This is a genomic window from Pedobacter nototheniae, from assembly GCF_004335085.1.
GTDB classification, from domain to species: domain Bacteria; phylum Bacteroidota; class Bacteroidia; order Sphingobacteriales; family Sphingobacteriaceae; genus Pedobacter; species Pedobacter nototheniae.
The window spans coordinates 1-16,384 of the sequence record NZ_RQRS01000026.1 but is presented as its reverse complement, the minus strand read 5'-3'; the positions used below and the strand labels follow the sequence as shown (position 1 = coordinate 16,384).

Below are 16,384 nucleotides of genomic sequence, written 5' to 3'. Positions count from 1 at the left end.
GATTAGATAGAGTAGGATTGATTTAAAATTCATGATTAGCGTTTTTTATAAAACGAGCATGAAATCGTAATCGCTACATTTAAAACAATTTATTTTAACCACAAATAATGAATATACACGGATAAAAACTTAATGGGTGGTTTAAGATTAAAAGCGTTAAAGTAGAAATTCCTACCTTTGTAATTGATATGATTACAACCAATTGTGCATGCTGCTCTGGCTTAAGTTATGAGAATTGTTGCATGCCTTTTCATCAAAATAAAACCCTTCCGGCAAGTGCAGAAGCATTAATGCGATCGCGTTATTGTGCATATGCGCTTCATTTAATAGATTATCTGGTAGAAACTACTCACAAAAGCCAGCGTCATCTACATTCCAAAAAAGAGATAAAAGCTTGGGCAGTTTCAAATACTTGGCTAAAGCTAGAAATTTGTGATACTGCACCAAACATTGTAGAGTTTAAAGCTTTTTATCAAAATAATTTTCAATTGCACATCCATCATGAGCGTTCTACTTTTAAGCTCGATCAAGGAAAATGGTATTACGTTAGCGGGCAATTTTTTGGCTAATCTCTATTTCCACTTTTCGCTTGTCTGATGGTATTATTATCCTTCAGGTTAAAGCGATAAACAAAAGTTAAACGATAGCGAGCTGCATTAGAATTACTCAGTTGGTTAAAAACATAGTTTTCGCCAGTGGTGGTTGTTTTCGTTTTACGGGAGTTTAAAATATTTGTTCCATCAAAACTTACGGTAGCTTTATCGGTAAAAATATTTCTGCTTAAACCAATATCAAAATTATGTATTGCTGCCATATGTGCTTGGGCATTATTTCTTGGTCCGGTAAAATTATATCTAGTTTGTACATTTAAAATTTTCGGATACTTAATTTGCGAACTTAATCTTCCTGTTAAAATTTGCCCATTAAAGTTAAAATCCTGATTTAAATAAAGCCCTTTCTGTTTAAAATTATAAGCATTAATCTCTGCATTAATTTGCAACCATTTTAATGGATTATAAAGTAAAGAAAGTTCTATTCCATTTCTAATTTCACGTTCGATATTTACTGGTGTTGTATAAAAAATACCATCGTTTCTATACGTGTAATCCTGAATAAAACCACTGTTATTTTGGTAATATATAGATGGATTAAAAGTTAAAGTACCCCAGTTTTTTAAGAATCCGATTTCGAAAACATCTGCATATGATGGGTTAAGATTGGGGTTACCAATGTATTGTGAGTTTAAATCTGTGAGTTCATTAAACGGGTAAATCATCCAAAGTGACGGACGATTGATGCGCTTGCTGTAACTAAACTGTGCCGAAGAAGTTTCGGTAATTTGATAGCCTAAATTTAGTGCAGGGAAAACTCGGGTATAATTTTTATCATTTCTATAAGTGCCTACACGATCTTTGATACTTATTTTAGTAAGCTCACTACGTAAACCAAGCATGTACGAAAACTTTTTTCCCTTGTTACTTACCTGTGCATAGGCGCTACCAATAAGTTCATCATATTCTAGTTTGTTATCAATATTGTTGTAAATAAACCATTCATCACCTTGTTGCTGTTCAGCATTAAAATCAGTTATTACACTTCTTTGTTCGGCTTTTAAACCAACTTCCAGCATTGTTTTTTCATTTAGAGGTTGTTCTAAATCTGTTTTTAGTAAAAAATCCTTGCTTGATCCGATTGAACTGGTACGTATTCCTGGTAAGTTTTCAGTAGTTGGAAATATTTTCTGTGTGTTTAAAATCCAATTCTTGTCACTATTCCAAAAATCATATTGCATATCTACAGTAAATTTCTTTCTGGTATCTTCAAAAGTTCGGGTATAGTTAAATTCGATCTGATTGTAATCGCGTTTCTCCCACGATTCACCATTCCTAACCAATGTATTATCACCATCGTTACCGCTGTACTGATAATTTAAAATACTTTTATCATGATCGTGAGTAGCATTTTTTAGATAAGCAGCTGTTATAACATTGTGGTTATTAATTAAATAATCAATGCCCAAATAAATTAATTTGGCATCATCATGGCGCTTTTCATCTTGTGTTTGATTGAGGGAATTGGTTTGTCCGTTGCTAATAGAAGTTTGGTTGCTGCTATAAAATCCTTTATAATCAGATAGTCGAATGCCAAGGGTTGAGAAAAAGTTTATTTTATCAGATTTATAATTTAAACTTGGGTTAACACGGGTTTCATTAGGAATGCCACCAACTACTTTAAGCTGCCCGTTAAAGCCACCAGCTTTATTCTTTTTAAGTATAATATTGAGGATTCCGGCAGATCCAGCAACATCATATCTGGAAGAAGGATTGGTAATTACTTCAATCTTTTCAATTAAACCAGCAGGAATCTGATCCAAAGAATTACTTTGAGTAAGCCCAGATTGACGCCCGTTAATTAACACTGTAACGTTACTGTTGCCACGCAAACTTACTGCACCTTCGGGGCTAACGGCAACAGAAGGTACACTATTTAAAATATCATTAACAGAACCGCTTTGCGCAAGAATATCCTTACCAACTTCGAATACTTTTTTACCAAGTTTTAAGCTGATTCCAGGTTTTTCTGCCGTAACGGAAACCTCACTTAATACCCTCGCATCTTGTACTAAAGTTACGGTGCCTAAATCCGCTTTATGCGAAGTTGTACTTAAAGTAATTGTTCTATTTAAGGTTTGATAGCCCATCAAGCTAAATTGAAGGTTAAGATTTCCTAACGGCAAACCTTCCAACCGGAAAATGCCTTTGTCATCACTAATTACGGTTAAAATGTTTTTAGCATTTATATCTTTCACGCTTACGGTTACATAGGGTAATGGAAATACATCCTTTTTATCGGCTAGTTTTCCGCTGATAATTCCATTAGAAATTGTTTGGGTATTTACTATTTGAGCGTAAACTTTATTGCCAATAGTGAAGGCTAAAAATAGAATGAGCAGTTTTTTCATGCCGCAAGATTAAGCTGGCAAATGTTTTTATAAAGAATAAAACATGCGAACGGCTCTATATCCTTTCAAAATGCATTATTGTGTGTTAAATTCGACTTAACTTTACAGTATGTTTAAATTTCGCTTCTTACTGCTTTTGATATTCTTTTTACCATCGTGCAAACAGGATGTAAATTACGAGTATGGAGATACTTTTTATAAAAGTGGCGATGATTTGCAATGGGCAAAAAAAAGCTTTAACGCAAAAGATTGGGGAAAAGAACCTACAAATGAAAGTGAAGTTTTTTGGGCAAGAGTTAATGTAGAAATACTAAACAGAGCATCTGGAGATAGCATTCCACTTGGTTTACAAATACATGGTTTTGGATCTTTTGATGTGTATTGGGATGGCGTTTTAATTGGTAAAAACGGACAGTTTGCAAGAGATAAGCTCCATGAAATTCCTGGTACCGAAATGAGTGATTTTATGGTGCCAGATTCCCTCGCAAAAACAGGTTCACATACGCTGTCACTTCGCGGTTCGCAACATTATAACCCTAACGAATTAAGAAGTATTGATGTGAAGTTGCAATATTATAAAGCCATGATTGAGCGTCCGCTCGTTATTATGTCTTTTATGAATTTAATGGCAGGTGCTTTTTTTGTTGCAGCTTTTTATTACTTTTTTTTATACATCAATAGCAGCAAAAAGGAATTGGATATTTTAATATTCGGTGTTATCTGTTTGTTGTTTTTTGCCTTATTAATTGCAGAATATATTAAGTTTTACATCACTATTCCTTATAATCATTTTTATACCCGGCTGGAAATTATTGGCTGGCTTACCTTTTCCATTTCTTTGCTGGTTCCATTTTATTTTACCATTCAGTTTTACTTTAAGCGAAAGTTTTTGCTGCTTGGTGTGCAATTAATTGTACTGATTGGGATGTATGTATACCACTATAAACACTACGATATGACAGCCAGGCTGTTTAGCTATACCATGTGGTTTACTTCCTTAATTATAGTTTTAACCGCATTATTTAATAAAATTAAAGGAGCGGGCGTTGTGCTTATTTGCTTAATAACCAGTGCGGTAGTTAGCTATTTTATTGTTTATGATTTTGTTCTTTTTATTTGCTTTACGCTGATTGTTTTATCAATGCTTTATTTGCACACCATTAGAACCAAGCTGCTCGAAAAAGAACATCAATCTTCTATCTTATTGTCATCTAGATTAAAGCTTGAACTTTTGAAAAAGAATATTCAGCCCCATTTTATAAAAAATACTTTAACCTCCATGATCGACTGGATTGAAGAATCGCCAAAGGATGGTGTTATTTTTATTCAGGCATTGGCAAAGGAGTTTGATATTTTAAATGAGATTGCCGATCAAACACTAATTCCAGTTTCTAAAGAGATTGAGCTTTGTAAAACACATTTACAAGTAATGCAATTCCGCAAAGAAATTAATTACCAATGGGAGCAAGCAGGCATAGATGATAATGATTTAATTCCACCAGCCATTATTCATACCGTTTTAGAAAACGGAATTACACATAGTATGCCTACCCAAAACGGGGAAATAATTTTTAAATTAAGCTTTGAAAAAACAGACAAAAGCAAAGAATATAAACTCCTTACCATAGCCAGGAACAGGAAAAAACTTAAGGAAAAGAATACTGGCACAGGTTTCCAATATATTGCGGCCAGATTAACGGAGAGCTATGATGATAAATGGACTTTTGAATCTACTGCGGTACCACAGGGTTGGTTAACTTCAATAAAAATAGACGCTTAATTATGAAGATACTGATTGTTGAAGATGAAGCCCGAATTGCCAAGAGGGTAGAGCGTATGACCCGTGATTTTTTCGGATCGACGATTGAAAGTCTTGTCGTTTGCGAATCTGTAAGCAGTGGCTTGCGTCATTTAAATGATGAAACACCTGATCTTTTATTGTTGGATTTAAATTTAAACGGTGAAGATGGCTTCGATTTGGTGAAAAGTATGGTTGCTGGTGCTTTTCATTGCATAATAATTTCTGCTTATACAGATAGAGCAATTACTGCATTTGCTTACGGTGTGCTGGATTTTGTGCCAAAGCCATTCGATCAGGAACGCCTTGAAATAGCTTTTAAACGGCTTCAGCCAGGCGTAAAAAGAGAAGGGAATTTGGAATATTTAGCCGTTCGAAAATCAGGCTCTATTGCCCTAATCAATATTAAAGAGATAAGATATATTAAAGGTGCAGGCATTTATACAGAACTACATTTGCTTAATGGAAAAAAGGAATTGCACGATAAATCTCTTGAGCGGCTTGAGCAATTACTTCCATCATCTTTTGAAAGGATTCATAAATCCTATATCGTTCCAATAGATCAGGTTGAAAAAATTATTGTACAAACTGGAGGTAAATATTCTTTGGAATTAAAGAATGAAGAATTGCTTCCAATCGGAAGATCAAAATACAAGGAACTGAGGCAAAAAATAGTTTAAAAATGCTACAAGCTCAGTACAATCTTTAATTTGTTATCCTGAGCTTGTAGATTAAATTTCATTTTAAATTAAGAGTTTAACAACGCAGGTTTTCCGTCAGCATAAACATAATCCATGTTAATTGGCTCCCTGGTCGACCAAAATTCCGAATCGATACTATTTACTTTTTTTACAATACGGGCAACGTCTGCATCATCATTTAATATAATTTTAAGGCTGTTCTCTCCGGTTTGCTCAACATCCTTGATGTCATCTGCCAATGCGGTTTCTTTTAATATGCTAATCATGCTTTTCATATTAATTTAACCTTTTTAAAGGCATAATGGTTTCAACAAATTTAAATTAATCGCATGCAAAAACCACAGCCGCAATTAAGCGTTATCAGCATGTTCAGGGTGCGAAAGGTGGTTCTCAATCTCTCCTGCAATTTGATTTATTTCCAAAGTATTTAGATGCAATTCCGGTCGGTTTTGCTCATTATGCTGATAATCAAAAGGAGGTAAATCACCAGGTTCAATTTCATCTTCAGGCACTAATTCCCATTCGGTACCACGGTTGCGGATAGCGCCAATAATACCACCAAAATAAATGATTTTATAATAATCATCCTCCGGCAATATGGTTAAAGTTAAATTGTGCTGTTTATGGATAATATGGATGTTGAAAGGGTTCATAATCCCATAACATTTCAGATGTATTTTGGTTTTAAAATAATTTATAGTCCACAATTTGTTAAAGTAACTTAATATAGCTTATACCAACTTTGCTTAGTTTTTTTACGATTAAGTTTATTGTATTTACGAATTAGCATGACATTTGTCAAACTTTGTATTTTTCTTTATACAATTTTATTGCTTTTCAAAACGGCTTTCACTTACTCAAATAAGCATATTTATATAGTTAAGTACGCTTTTGGGCTACATTTGTTGAAAATTATGAGCTTAAGGTATTTGATTATAATTTTTCTTTTTTCATACATTTGATTTAAGCAAACTATAATCGTTTCTTATATCATTAAACTAAAAAATATAAGGTCTAACTAGCCTTATCAAATTACCATGCAGATATAATTCTATATTCCGCGTGATAATTTATTTTTAGCCTTTTTGATGTTCGAAAAGGTTAAAACTTGAATACTCTTCATCCTTATTATTAATTTTATGAATTCTAACAGACGCTCTTTCCTAAAGAGAAATGTCGTGCTTGGCGGTGGTCTGCTTTTGGCGGGATCATTAGATACGCTGGGAAACGTAACGCAAAAGATCAATACCCTTTCTTCGGGCACTAAAAACATAAACATTAGGTATACAAATGATCTTTGCGGACAAACGGAAGCTGTTTTAAAAGATTTGGGTGGACTAAATGCCATTGAGGCTAGTTTAAAAAATCAGGAAGAACGTGCTTTGTTTTTTGATGCCGGAGGGTTTATAAATCCATCGCAAAGCTTTAAGAAACAGCTTAAGGGGATTGATGTAATGAACAAGCTTAACTACCATGCCGTAAACGTTAGTAAAGCAGAACTTGCGGGTGGCATTAATCAATTAATAAAGCTGGTACCTTATCTTAATTTCCCTTTGGTAAGCGCCAACTATCATTTCGATGCACCATTATTAAATCATGCGGTTGCACCCTTCATTACGTTTAAGCATGGTAAGTTTAAAATTGGCGTAACGGGTGTGGGTGCTGCTGTTGAAATAGAAGGTTTAACGGTTTCTAACCCACATACAGCTTTAAAAAAGGTAAGTAATTTATTAAAGGAAACGCATCAATGCGATTTCATAATTTGTTTAACCCATTTAGGGGTAGATGGCGATTCTGAATTTGATAATAAAAGCTTAACCGAGCAATCGGCGCAGGTAGATTTGTTTATTGGAGGCCAGCAAGCAGGGCAAATAAAAGGACTTATTGTGGTTAAAAACGCCACTAATCACGATACTTTTTTAAGCAATAACCATCCTAATGGTTTAGCATTATCTCACATAACCTTCAGTTTTAATGAAAATGCCGAAAAGATAGGGGTGGTGCTCGAGCATGAAATACCAAGTTTGTTTAAACAAACAAGTTTGGCCAAAATGAAAGATTTTAATATGCACAACAATACGATATAAGCACATGGAAAGATTTGACTCCACTCCTTTTATGGGAGAAATAATGATGGTTGCTTTTAATTTTGCGCCAAAAAACTGGGCTTTATGTAATGGTCAGTTATTGCCGATTAATCAAAATCAGCCACTGTTCGCACTTCTGGGTACAACTTATGGTGGCGACGGTAGAGTTAATTTTGGACTCCCAAATTTAGCTGGTAAAGTTCCAATTCACATGGGTAATGGTTATACTTTAGGACAAACAGGCGGCGAGGAGTCACATGTTTTAACTGCTCAAGAAATTCCAACACATAGTCATTCGCTTACTGCAACTAATTTAGCGGCAAAAGTAGGTGGAACACCAGATACATCAGACCCAATTAATAATTACTTTGCCAATAAGGCTGGATTAACCACAAGATTTAGTAAGCGGCCGGATTCACTGGCACAAGCAAATGGTTTGGTTACAACTTCTGCTGGCGCAAATCAAGGGCATACCAATATTATGCCTTCTTTAACAATAACTTTTGTAATTGCTCTTCAAGGCATATTTCCATCAAGAAATTAATATTATGGCATCAGAAGCATTCGTAGCAGAAATTTCAATAGTAGCTTTCAACTTTGCACCAAGGGGGTGGGCAACATGTGACGGGCAGTTATTGCCCTTATCGCAAAATACAGCACTTTTTTCTTTATTAGGTACCACGTACGGAGGAGATGGAAGAACAACCTTTGGTTTGCCAAATATGCAGGGGCTAGCACCAATGGGGCCAGGACAGGGGCAAGGGTTATCCTTACACGATTTAGGAGAAACTGGTGGTGAGGCTAATACATCTCTGCAGTTAAATCAATTACCATCACATACACATAATGTTGTGCCCGTTTTAAAAACAGGTGGAACAGCAACATCTGTAAATCCAGATAATGCAATGCCCGCAGTGGCACTAAATAATGAATTAATTTATTCTACCACTGCAGGGGCTGGTACCATGAAACCCATGGATATTACCACTCAAAATACAAATCCATTTAATGGTGGAGGGCAGCCACATAATAATATGCAGCCTTACCTTACACTCAATTTTATTATCGCATTGCAGGGAATTTTTCCCTCAAGATCTTAAATTATAAACTATGTCATATGTAGGAGAAATCAGAATGTTTGCCGGAAATTTTGCACCGGCAGGTTGGCTATTTTGTAGTGGACAAGTACTGCCAATTTCTGAAAATGAAACACTCTTTAATTTAATCGGTACCACTTATGGTGGCGATGGTGAGTCGACATTTGCACTACCAAATTTACAATCTCGTATTCCGGTTCATTGGGGCTCGGGTTCTTTTAATCAACTTGCGCTAAACCTGGGTGTAGAACAAGTAGCACTAAGTAGCAATCAAATGCCTTTGCATACCCATGATATTGATGGGCCTCAAATGCCATATCGTGGAGATGGGCCTGGTAATACTCCCGATCCACTTAATAATGGATTAGGCATTGGTACGGGCAAAAAATACTATGCCCCTGGTGCATCTACAGGTAAAATGGGACCGCTTTCAGGCTCTTTAAGCATTTCGCCTAATTTAGGTAATGCAACGCACAGTAATATGCAGCCTTATATCTGCGTAAATTTTATTATTTCCCTTTACGGAATTTTTCCAAGTCAAACTTAATAAATGAAGATAGGTTTACTACTTCCAGGTTCATCAACACATCCCTTATTACCGCACAATTTAGTTGGCGGTATTAATGCGGCATTATCAACATACCAGCTAACAGATCAATTTGAGTTTTTTACAGCTTTTATTGGGTTTGGAACGGATGAAAATTTAATTAGCAAAGAGGCTAATGAACTCTTTATGATGAAGCAAATTGATGTATTAATTGTTTTTGCCGATGAACCTAAAATACAAAAGCTTTATCCGCTAGCAAATGCATTAAAAAAGCAACTTATCATAGTTAATCATGGCGCACAATTTAACGCACTTAATAATGGCGATTATGTTGCTTATCATACTTTAAATGGAGTATTAAGTAGCTACTTAACAGGTAACGAAGCCAAAAAGAATTATGAAAAAGCATTAATAGTTTCCTCATTTTATGATGGCGGATACTCCATTATGCAATCCATGGTTGATGGCTTTTTAACATCTGAAGAAGAATTAATTGGAAACTTTATCCTAAAACATGTTTTAAAGGAATTTGATACATCTGTACTTAAACAGTCGCTTATTGCAGATAAAAACCCCTTGTTATGTGCTTTAAGCGGTGATTTAGTTGAAGCCTTTTTTAACCAAATGAATGATTTAGAGGGAGCTGAAACTGTAAAGATATTTGCTTCATCCGTATTGGTAGAAGAAACTTCATTATTAGATAGTCAAATTAATTTTCCGATTACTGGTTATACCTGCTGGCACCCAAATATTGAAACCACCGAAAATGCAAAACTAAGTGCTGCATTTGAGGCCGCTAATGGAAGAGCCGCTAATGCCGTTGCTGCTTTAGGTTGGGATACCGCACTTATTTTAATGCACATTAAAAATAGCCAGCAGAAAGGCAATGCCTGCTTCGCCGGTTTAAATATAGAAGCCGCAAAGGGCAAACTTACTTTTGACACTCATACCAATCGTTTTATCTCCAGTCAATACCTTGCAAATTATGAGCCAGGAGGTAAGTTTCAGTATTCAGATTCACTAAACGATGCAGAAATACTATCTGCATGGGAAAATATAATAAACAAACATCCCGATGGAGCAAATGCCGGTTGGGTTAATACATATCTCTGTTCCTAATAACAATATTCGCTCATGAAAAGAATAGCCATTCTTGCGCTTAAGTATTCGCTTATACTAAGCTTATTTCTTTGCTTTAAACTAAATGTTCAGGCTCAGGCAACTTGTCCACTCTTAAAAGGGGATATTTTTATTAGCGCCTATGACATGGCAGATGACCAAAATGATGGAACAACAAAGGATGATAGATTTTCTTTTGTTATGCTTAAAAAAGTTAATGCAGGTCAGATTATCTTCTTTACAGATTTTGGCTACATTAATGCTTCCAATCAATTTCAAACTAGCGCAAAAGCAGTTAGTGATGGTATAATAAAGTGGACTGCTGATAAAGATTATGAAGCTGGAACAGAGATTATAATCAACTGTAAGTTTACACTTAAAGCTACCTTAAAAGATAATAGTACAGCGGCGGGTACAGTTGTGGGCATGATGGAATCTTACAATACACGCGTTCTTTACCCTGGTGATCCTAAAGAATACATGAGTTTGGCAGAATTTTCGGGAGATCAAATATTTGCTTTCCTTTTGCCTGCTACCAATAGTGCTAACGATTTTACAACAGGCATTACTTTTTTAGCAGGTGTTTCTGCAAACGTTTCAAGTGGAGGTTGGGCAACCAATTTATCCGTTAATGTATTGGATGCTTCTCTTTCTGAATTACCTACACAGTTAAATTCGGGTGCACAAAATATCACATTAAGTTTTGATAATAATGATGGTTCAGATGGTTTTGCCAATGATGGTTTTGCTGGCAGACATAAAAATAAAATCACCAATACAGCCACAGCAATATTAACTAATGCAAATACACCAGCAAACTGGGAATATGCTTCAAATTTTTATCCTGATCCTAATTTTGTTCCATTATTAACGGCTGCAAATTATGCCTTAAGTCCATTAACACTTAGTATAGTTGCTGATCGTTTAAATATTTGTCGTAGCACATCAACCACGTTTTCAGTGGTAACAACAAATGCATGTTCTTATCAATGGCAAACCAGAACATCGGCAGGAACCTTTGCTGATATTACAAATGGTGGTATTTATAGCAACGCAACAACAAGTACCTTAACCATTAGTAACGTTACGGCTGTTGATGGAAACTATTACAGAGTTTTAGTTAGAGGTAACGGAGGTCCGCAAACATCTAACGAAGGCAGGTTAACTACTGTTGATCCATTAATTGTATTAACATCGGCAGCATTACCCGCTAGTTTTAAAGGCGTGGCTTACCCAAATCAAACTATTGGTATAGTTAGTGGAGGTGTGCCACCATATACTTTTAGCTATTCTGGTACTTTACCTCCAGGATTAAGTTTATCGCCAACAACAGGTTTAATTTCTGGTACGCCAAACTCAATTGGTACGTTTAACTTTACAGTAATGGCAACTAGTGCGTGTAGTAGCACAGGGTTTCAGCCATTCTCTATTGTTATAAAAGAAATTGTAGTTTCACCTACAACATTAGCCAACCCTACAGTAGGGCAAGCTTACGCACAAACCGTAACAGCAACAGGCGGAGTAACCCCTTATACCTATTCAATTTTAAGCGGTGCACTACCTGCAGGCTTAACGTTATCTCCCTCAACAGGTAATATCTCTGGAACACCTACAGCAGCAGGTACCTTTAACTTTACGGTTAATGCTACGGATGCATCTTTAGCACCAGGACCATATTCGGGATTTACCAATTATAGCATTGTAAGCAATATACCAACAATTGTGATAGACCAGGTTGGCATGCCTTCAGCAACTGCTGGCGCTGTTTACAACCAATCGCTAACCGCTAGTGGGGGTACAGCACCTTATGCGTTTATCATTAGTGGTGGCACACTACCTCCAGGACTTACTTTAAACACTAACGGAGTGTTAACAGGTACACCTAAAGCTTCAGGAAGTTTTACATTTTCTGTTAGAGCAACTGATTCATCTACAGGTACAGGTTCGCCTTTTTCTGGAACAAGAGTTTATTCTGTTGTGGTTGGTGCGCCAATAATAACAATTGACCCAGTTACACTCCCTAATTCTAAAATCGGTACAGCTTATACACAAACGGTAGTAGCCAGTGGTGGTACCGCATCTTATGTTTACTCCATAACAAGCGGTACATTACCTGCCGGAATTTCTTTTAGCTCTTTAGGTACTTTTAATGGAACACCAATAGCTGGTGGCACTTTTAACTTTACTATATCGGCAATTGATGCAACAACAGGAACCGGTGCACCATTCGCAGGTTCAAGAGCATATACATTAACTGTTGATGCACCAACAATTTCTATTGCACCAACAATTTTGCCAACTCCAATTGCAGGTTCAAGCTATAGCCAAACCATAACTGCATCTGGCGGAACTAGTGGTTATAGTTATGCCATAACATCGGGCGCTTTACCTGCAGGCATTACACTCAGTTCTAATGGAATAATTTCTGGTATCGCTACAACAACAGGAACTTTCAATTTTATAATTTCTGCTACAGATGCATCAGCAGGTGCTGGCCCATATACAGGTTCAAGAGTATTTACTCTTAATGTTGCTGCGCCAGTTATAAGTGTTACTCCTGTATTGCTTCCATCAGCTAGTATTGCAGGGGCATATACTCAAAGTTTATCAGCTACAGGGGGTACAGCGCCTTATACTTATGCAATAACAGCAGGTTCATTACCAGCCGGAATTACCTTAAGCACCGCAGGTGTATTGAGTGGAACACCAACTGGTGGTGGCATATTTAACTTTACCGTTGCCGCTAGTGATGCAACAGCAGGAGGAACATATAGTGGATTAAGAAGCTACTCCTTAAATGTAAATGCGCCAGCAATAACGCTTTCTTTAACAGCAGCAACGGTAACGGTAGGCGTTCCATATAGTCGAAATTTATCAGCTTCAGGTGGTACAGCTCCTTATACTTATGCCATAACGGGAGGTTCATTACCAAGCGGACTTACTTTAGCATCTAACGGTGTAATTAGTGGAACGCCGACTGCTGGGGGTAGTTTTAACTTTACTGCTACAGCTACAGATAACTCTACAGGCGCCGGGCCGTACAGCGGATCTCAGTCATACGCAATGTCGGTAGGAGCACCAACAATTACGATTAGCCCTGCAATATTACCAAGTGGAGTAGCCGGAGTTGCTTATTTGCCTACAGGCCTTACGGCAAGTGGTGGTACTGCGCCCTACACTTATACCTTATCATTAGGCTCATTACCAACGGGATTATCCTTAAGTACAGGAGGCATACTAAGTGGCACACCAACTGCATCAGGAACATTTAACTTTACCATTAAGGCTACTGATGCCTCAACCGGATCAGGTCCGTTCACTTCTTTAAAGTCATATACCGTAACAATAGGAGCACCAACAATTATAGTTACGCCAATCACGTTAGCAATGGCAACGTTAGGTACTCCATATAGCCAAGCTCTAAGTGCAAGTGGTGGTACGGCTCCTTACAATTATACTGTATCATCAGGTGCATTACCTACAGGATTATCTTTAAGTACGGGAGGGGTAATTACAGGAACCCCAACGGCTTTAGGTAATTATACTTTTACCATTAATGCTTTAGATCAAACAACAGGATTAGGACCATTTAATGGGTCAAAGAATTATATACTTTCAATTCAGTTTGCTCCTAAAATAACATCTGCAACTTATGATGCTTCAACGGGGACTTTAGTGGTAACAGGAACAGGTTTTCCACCATCTAGTCCAACAGCAGATATTTCCAAACTAATTGTAAAAGCAAATGGATTTACCTATCCGCTAACGGCAGCTACGGTAAGCAACTCAAGTGCAACATCATTTACGGTAACATTAAACGCTACCGATAGACTTGCCATTATGCTCAATAAAAACGGTACAACAGGAGTAGATGGATCAACTTATAATTTATCAGCTGCTACTGATTGGTTTAGTGGTGCCCCTACAGATGGAACAGGAGGCGTAATTACGGTAAATAATGTGGGTCTACCAACCATTTCTTCAGCTGTTTATAATGCATCAACTTCAATACTTACCGTTACTGGAACAAACTTAATTGCTTATCCAGGTGCCGGAAATGATGTTGCTGTAAACAAACTTTCAATTACTGCTGAAGGGCGCACTTATACCTTAACAAGTGCTGATGTAGAATTAAGCAATGCTACAACATTCGCGGTAACACTTAATAATGCAGATCAGCTAATACTTAAACCACTATTTAATAAAAACGGAACCTCATCAACAAACGGTATTATTTATAACATTGCAGCTGCGGATGATTGGCTTAAAGCAGCAGATCCATCCCTTAACATTGCCGATTTAACTGCTAATGGCATTACCGTTAATGGTGTTGTTGCGCCAACCATTACATCAGCCACCTATCAAGCCACAACAGGCGTGCTAACGGTTACAGGTAATAATTTATTGAGTTTAAATGGTGCGGCAAACGATATTGTTGCTTCTAAATTTATAATAACTGGAGAGGGAGGTACAACTTATGCACTTACCAATACTCCAGATGTAGATATTACCAATACCACTACCTTTACTTTAACATTAAGTACTACAGATCAGGCGGCGGTTAATGCAATTGTAAATAAAAACGGAACTTCATCAACAAATGGTGATGTTTATAATCTTGCAGCTACAGAAGATTGGGCAGCAGGTGCTGATGCAGCGGTTGCCGTTGCAGATCTTAATGGCAACGGAATTAATGTAAGCGGGGTGGAAGTACCAGCTATAACATCGGCTATTTATGATGCAGCTTCAGGGCAGCTTGTGGTAACTGGAACAGGATTTCTTTTCCTTACTGGAAATGCAAATGATATTGTAGCAAGTAAGTTTTCATTTACGGGGCAAGGAGGTAGTTCTTATACTTTAACAAATACACCAAATGTTGATATTACATCATCAACCCAATTTACATTAACATTAAGCGCTACAGATAAAGCTGCAGTAAAACCATTATTAAATAAAAATGGAACATCATCAAGAGGCGGTACAACCTACAACCTTGCTGCATTAGAAGATTGGAATGCGGGTGCTGATGCAGCTGTAAACATTGCTGATCTTGTAAACCCTTTAACAGCAGTTAATGCTTTATCAACAGTTGCTGATCTTAATGGTTTAACCACCTCTGCAGGAAGTTTAAACCCTGTTTTTACAACCAATACTACCGCTTATAATGTAAGTACGGTTACAGCCAGTAGCACTGCAACCGTAACCGCTGTTTTAACTGATTTAACCGCCACAATGGAGGTAAATGTTAACGGAGGTTCATATGCTGCTTTAAGCAATAATACTACTTCTGTAAGTTTACCATTAAATTTTGGAAGCAACATTATCAACGTTAAGGTTACGGCAGAAGATGCTTCTGTAAAAATATATACACTTACCGTTAACAGACCAAATGCCAGTCAAACCATTACTTTAGCACCAACAGCAAGTGTGGCTTATGGTACACCAGATTATGATCCGGGAGCAACCAGTACAACAGCTGCAATTAATGCCATTACTTATACTAGTTCTAATAATAGCGTTGCTACAATTGTAAATGGTAAAATCCATATTATTGGTTTAGGTACTACAAATATTATTGCAAAACAAGGTGGAAGCTTAGGTTTTGATGCCGCACCAGATGCGCAACAGGTTTTAACAGTTAATAAAGGAACGGCCTCTATTGCACTTAGCAATTTGGCACAAATTTATGATGGTACCGCAAAAAGCGCTACTGCTGTAACTACACCTGCTGGTTTAAGTGGAGTAAGCTTAAGCTACAATGGCTCTGCAACTTTACCCACATCAGCAGGAACTTATGCTGTTGTAGGGAGCCTGAACAATGCCAATTATGCGGCTCCGAACGTTACAGGAAGTTTAGTAATAGCCCCTAAGGGGATTACGGTAACGGCAGATGCCAAGAGTAAAACCTATGGTTCTGCAGATCCGGCTTTAAGTTATACAGTTGCTGCAGGCTCACTGGTGGGTACAGATGCAATTACCGGATCATTAAGCCGTGCAACGGGCGAGAATGTGGGCACTTATTTAATAAGCCAGAACACGCTTACTGCAGGGAGTAACTATACCATTACCTACA

At 37.1% G+C, this 16,384-nt stretch carries 12 protein-coding genes; 9 read left to right on the top strand and 3 right to left on the bottom strand.

The features are described 5' to 3' along the window. The first annotated feature begins 188 nt into the window (after positions 1 to 188). Complete coding sequence (locus tag EHC72_RS19230; RefSeq protein WP_131539341.1) at positions 189 to 569, top strand: YchJ family protein; 381 nt, start codon at positions 189 to 191, stop codon at positions 567 to 569. Here EHC72_RS19230 and EHC72_RS19225 read toward each other — a convergent pair. Continuing rightward, a complete protein-coding gene (locus EHC72_RS19225) occupies positions 566 to 2,962 on the bottom strand; it encodes an outer membrane beta-barrel family protein (protein ID WP_131539340.1) in 2,397 nt (798 codons plus the stop codon). The genes EHC72_RS19230 and EHC72_RS19225 overlap by 4 nt on opposite strands. Before the next feature lie 109 nt (positions 2,963 to 3,071). Here EHC72_RS19225 and EHC72_RS19220 point away from each other — a divergent pair, with 109 nt between their 5' ends. Beyond that, positions 3,072 to 4,742, top strand: coding sequence for a histidine kinase (locus EHC72_RS19220; protein WP_131539339.1), 1,671 nt, complete (start codon positions 3,072 to 3,074; stop codon positions 4,740 to 4,742). A gap of 2 nt (positions 4,743 to 4,744) precedes the next feature. Beyond that, complete coding sequence (locus EHC72_RS19215) at positions 4,745 to 5,440, top strand: LytR/AlgR family response regulator transcription factor (RefSeq protein ID WP_131539338.1); 696 nt, start codon at positions 4,745 to 4,747, stop codon at positions 5,438 to 5,440. Between the two features lie 68 nt (positions 5,441 to 5,508). On the opposite strand, the gene EHC72_RS19210 is transcribed toward EHC72_RS19215, so the two are convergent. Together EHC72_RS19210 and EHC72_RS19205 are read right to left on the bottom strand one after the other, a co-directional pair. Next, entirely contained in the window at positions 5,509 to 5,727 is a 219-nt protein-coding gene (locus tag EHC72_RS19210; protein ID WP_131539337.1) for a hypothetical protein, read from the bottom strand. Positions 5,728 to 5,811: 84 nt separating this feature from the next. Further along, positions 5,812 to 6,114, bottom strand: a complete 303-nt coding sequence (locus tag EHC72_RS19205) for a hypothetical protein (RefSeq protein WP_131539336.1) — start codon at positions 6,112 to 6,114, stop codon at positions 5,812 to 5,814. Positions 6,115 to 6,600: 486 nt separating this feature from the next. Between EHC72_RS19205 and EHC72_RS19200 the strand changes: the two genes are divergently transcribed. From EHC72_RS19200 to EHC72_RS19175, 6 genes are all read left to right on the top strand, one after another. Further along, positions 6,601 to 7,548 carry a bifunctional UDP-sugar hydrolase/5'-nucleotidase gene (locus EHC72_RS19200; protein ID WP_131539335.1) on the top strand — a complete coding sequence of 316 codons (948 nt, stop codon included), beginning with the start codon at positions 6,601 to 6,603 and terminating at the stop codon, positions 7,546 to 7,548. 4 nt (positions 7,549 to 7,552) lie between these two features. Further along, on the top strand, positions 7,553 to 8,092 hold the full coding sequence (locus EHC72_RS19195; protein WP_131539334.1) for a phage tail protein: 540 nt from the start codon (positions 7,553 to 7,555) through the stop codon (positions 8,090 to 8,092). A 4-nt stretch (positions 8,093 to 8,096) separates the two neighbouring features. Then, complete coding sequence (locus EHC72_RS19190; RefSeq protein ID WP_131539333.1) at positions 8,097 to 8,648, top strand: phage tail protein; 552 nt, start codon at positions 8,097 to 8,099, stop codon at positions 8,646 to 8,648. Between the two features lie 10 nt (positions 8,649 to 8,658). Then, a complete protein-coding gene (locus EHC72_RS19185; protein ID WP_131539332.1) occupies positions 8,659 to 9,192 on the top strand; it encodes a phage tail protein in 534 nt (177 codons plus the stop codon). Positions 9,193 to 9,195: 3 nt separating this feature from the next. Then, positions 9,196 to 10,311, top strand: coding sequence for a type 1 periplasmic-binding domain-containing protein (locus EHC72_RS19180; RefSeq protein ID WP_131539331.1), 1,116 nt, complete (start codon positions 9,196 to 9,198; stop codon positions 10,309 to 10,311). Between the two features lie 15 nt (positions 10,312 to 10,326). After that, on the top strand, positions 10,327 to 16,384 hold a 6,058-nt coding region (locus EHC72_RS19175), incomplete at its 3' end, for a beta strand repeat-containing protein (protein ID WP_131539330.1).

Bases quoted from the DNA above. Each gene is read 5' to 3' on its own strand.
- EHC72_RS19230 (WP_131539341.1), top strand. From the start codon at position 189: ATGATTACAACCAATTGTGCATGCTGCTCTGGCTTAAGTTATGAGAAT.
- EHC72_RS19225 (WP_131539340.1), bottom strand. From the start codon at position 2,962: ATGAAAAAACTGCTCATTCTATTTTTAGCCTTCACTATTGGCAATAAA.
- EHC72_RS19220 (WP_131539339.1), top strand. From the start codon at position 3,072: ATGTTTAAATTTCGCTTCTTACTGCTTTTGATATTCTTTTTACCATCG.
- EHC72_RS19215 (WP_131539338.1), top strand. From the start codon at position 4,745: ATGAAGATACTGATTGTTGAAGATGAAGCCCGAATTGCCAAGAGGGTA.
- EHC72_RS19210 (WP_131539337.1), bottom strand. From the start codon at position 5,727: ATGATTAGCATATTAAAAGAAACCGCATTGGCAGATGACATCAAGGAT.
- EHC72_RS19205 (WP_131539336.1), bottom strand. From the start codon at position 6,114: ATGAACCCTTTCAACATCCATATTATCCATAAACAGCACAATTTAACT.
- EHC72_RS19200 (WP_131539335.1), top strand. From the start codon at position 6,601: ATGAATTCTAACAGACGCTCTTTCCTAAAGAGAAATGTCGTGCTTGGC.
- EHC72_RS19195 (WP_131539334.1), top strand. From the start codon at position 7,553: ATGGAAAGATTTGACTCCACTCCTTTTATGGGAGAAATAATGATGGTT.
- EHC72_RS19190 (WP_131539333.1), top strand. From the start codon at position 8,097: ATGGCATCAGAAGCATTCGTAGCAGAAATTTCAATAGTAGCTTTCAAC.
- EHC72_RS19185 (WP_131539332.1), top strand. From the start codon at position 8,659: ATGTCATATGTAGGAGAAATCAGAATGTTTGCCGGAAATTTTGCACCG.
- EHC72_RS19180 (WP_131539331.1), top strand. From the start codon at position 9,196: ATGAAGATAGGTTTACTACTTCCAGGTTCATCAACACATCCCTTATTA.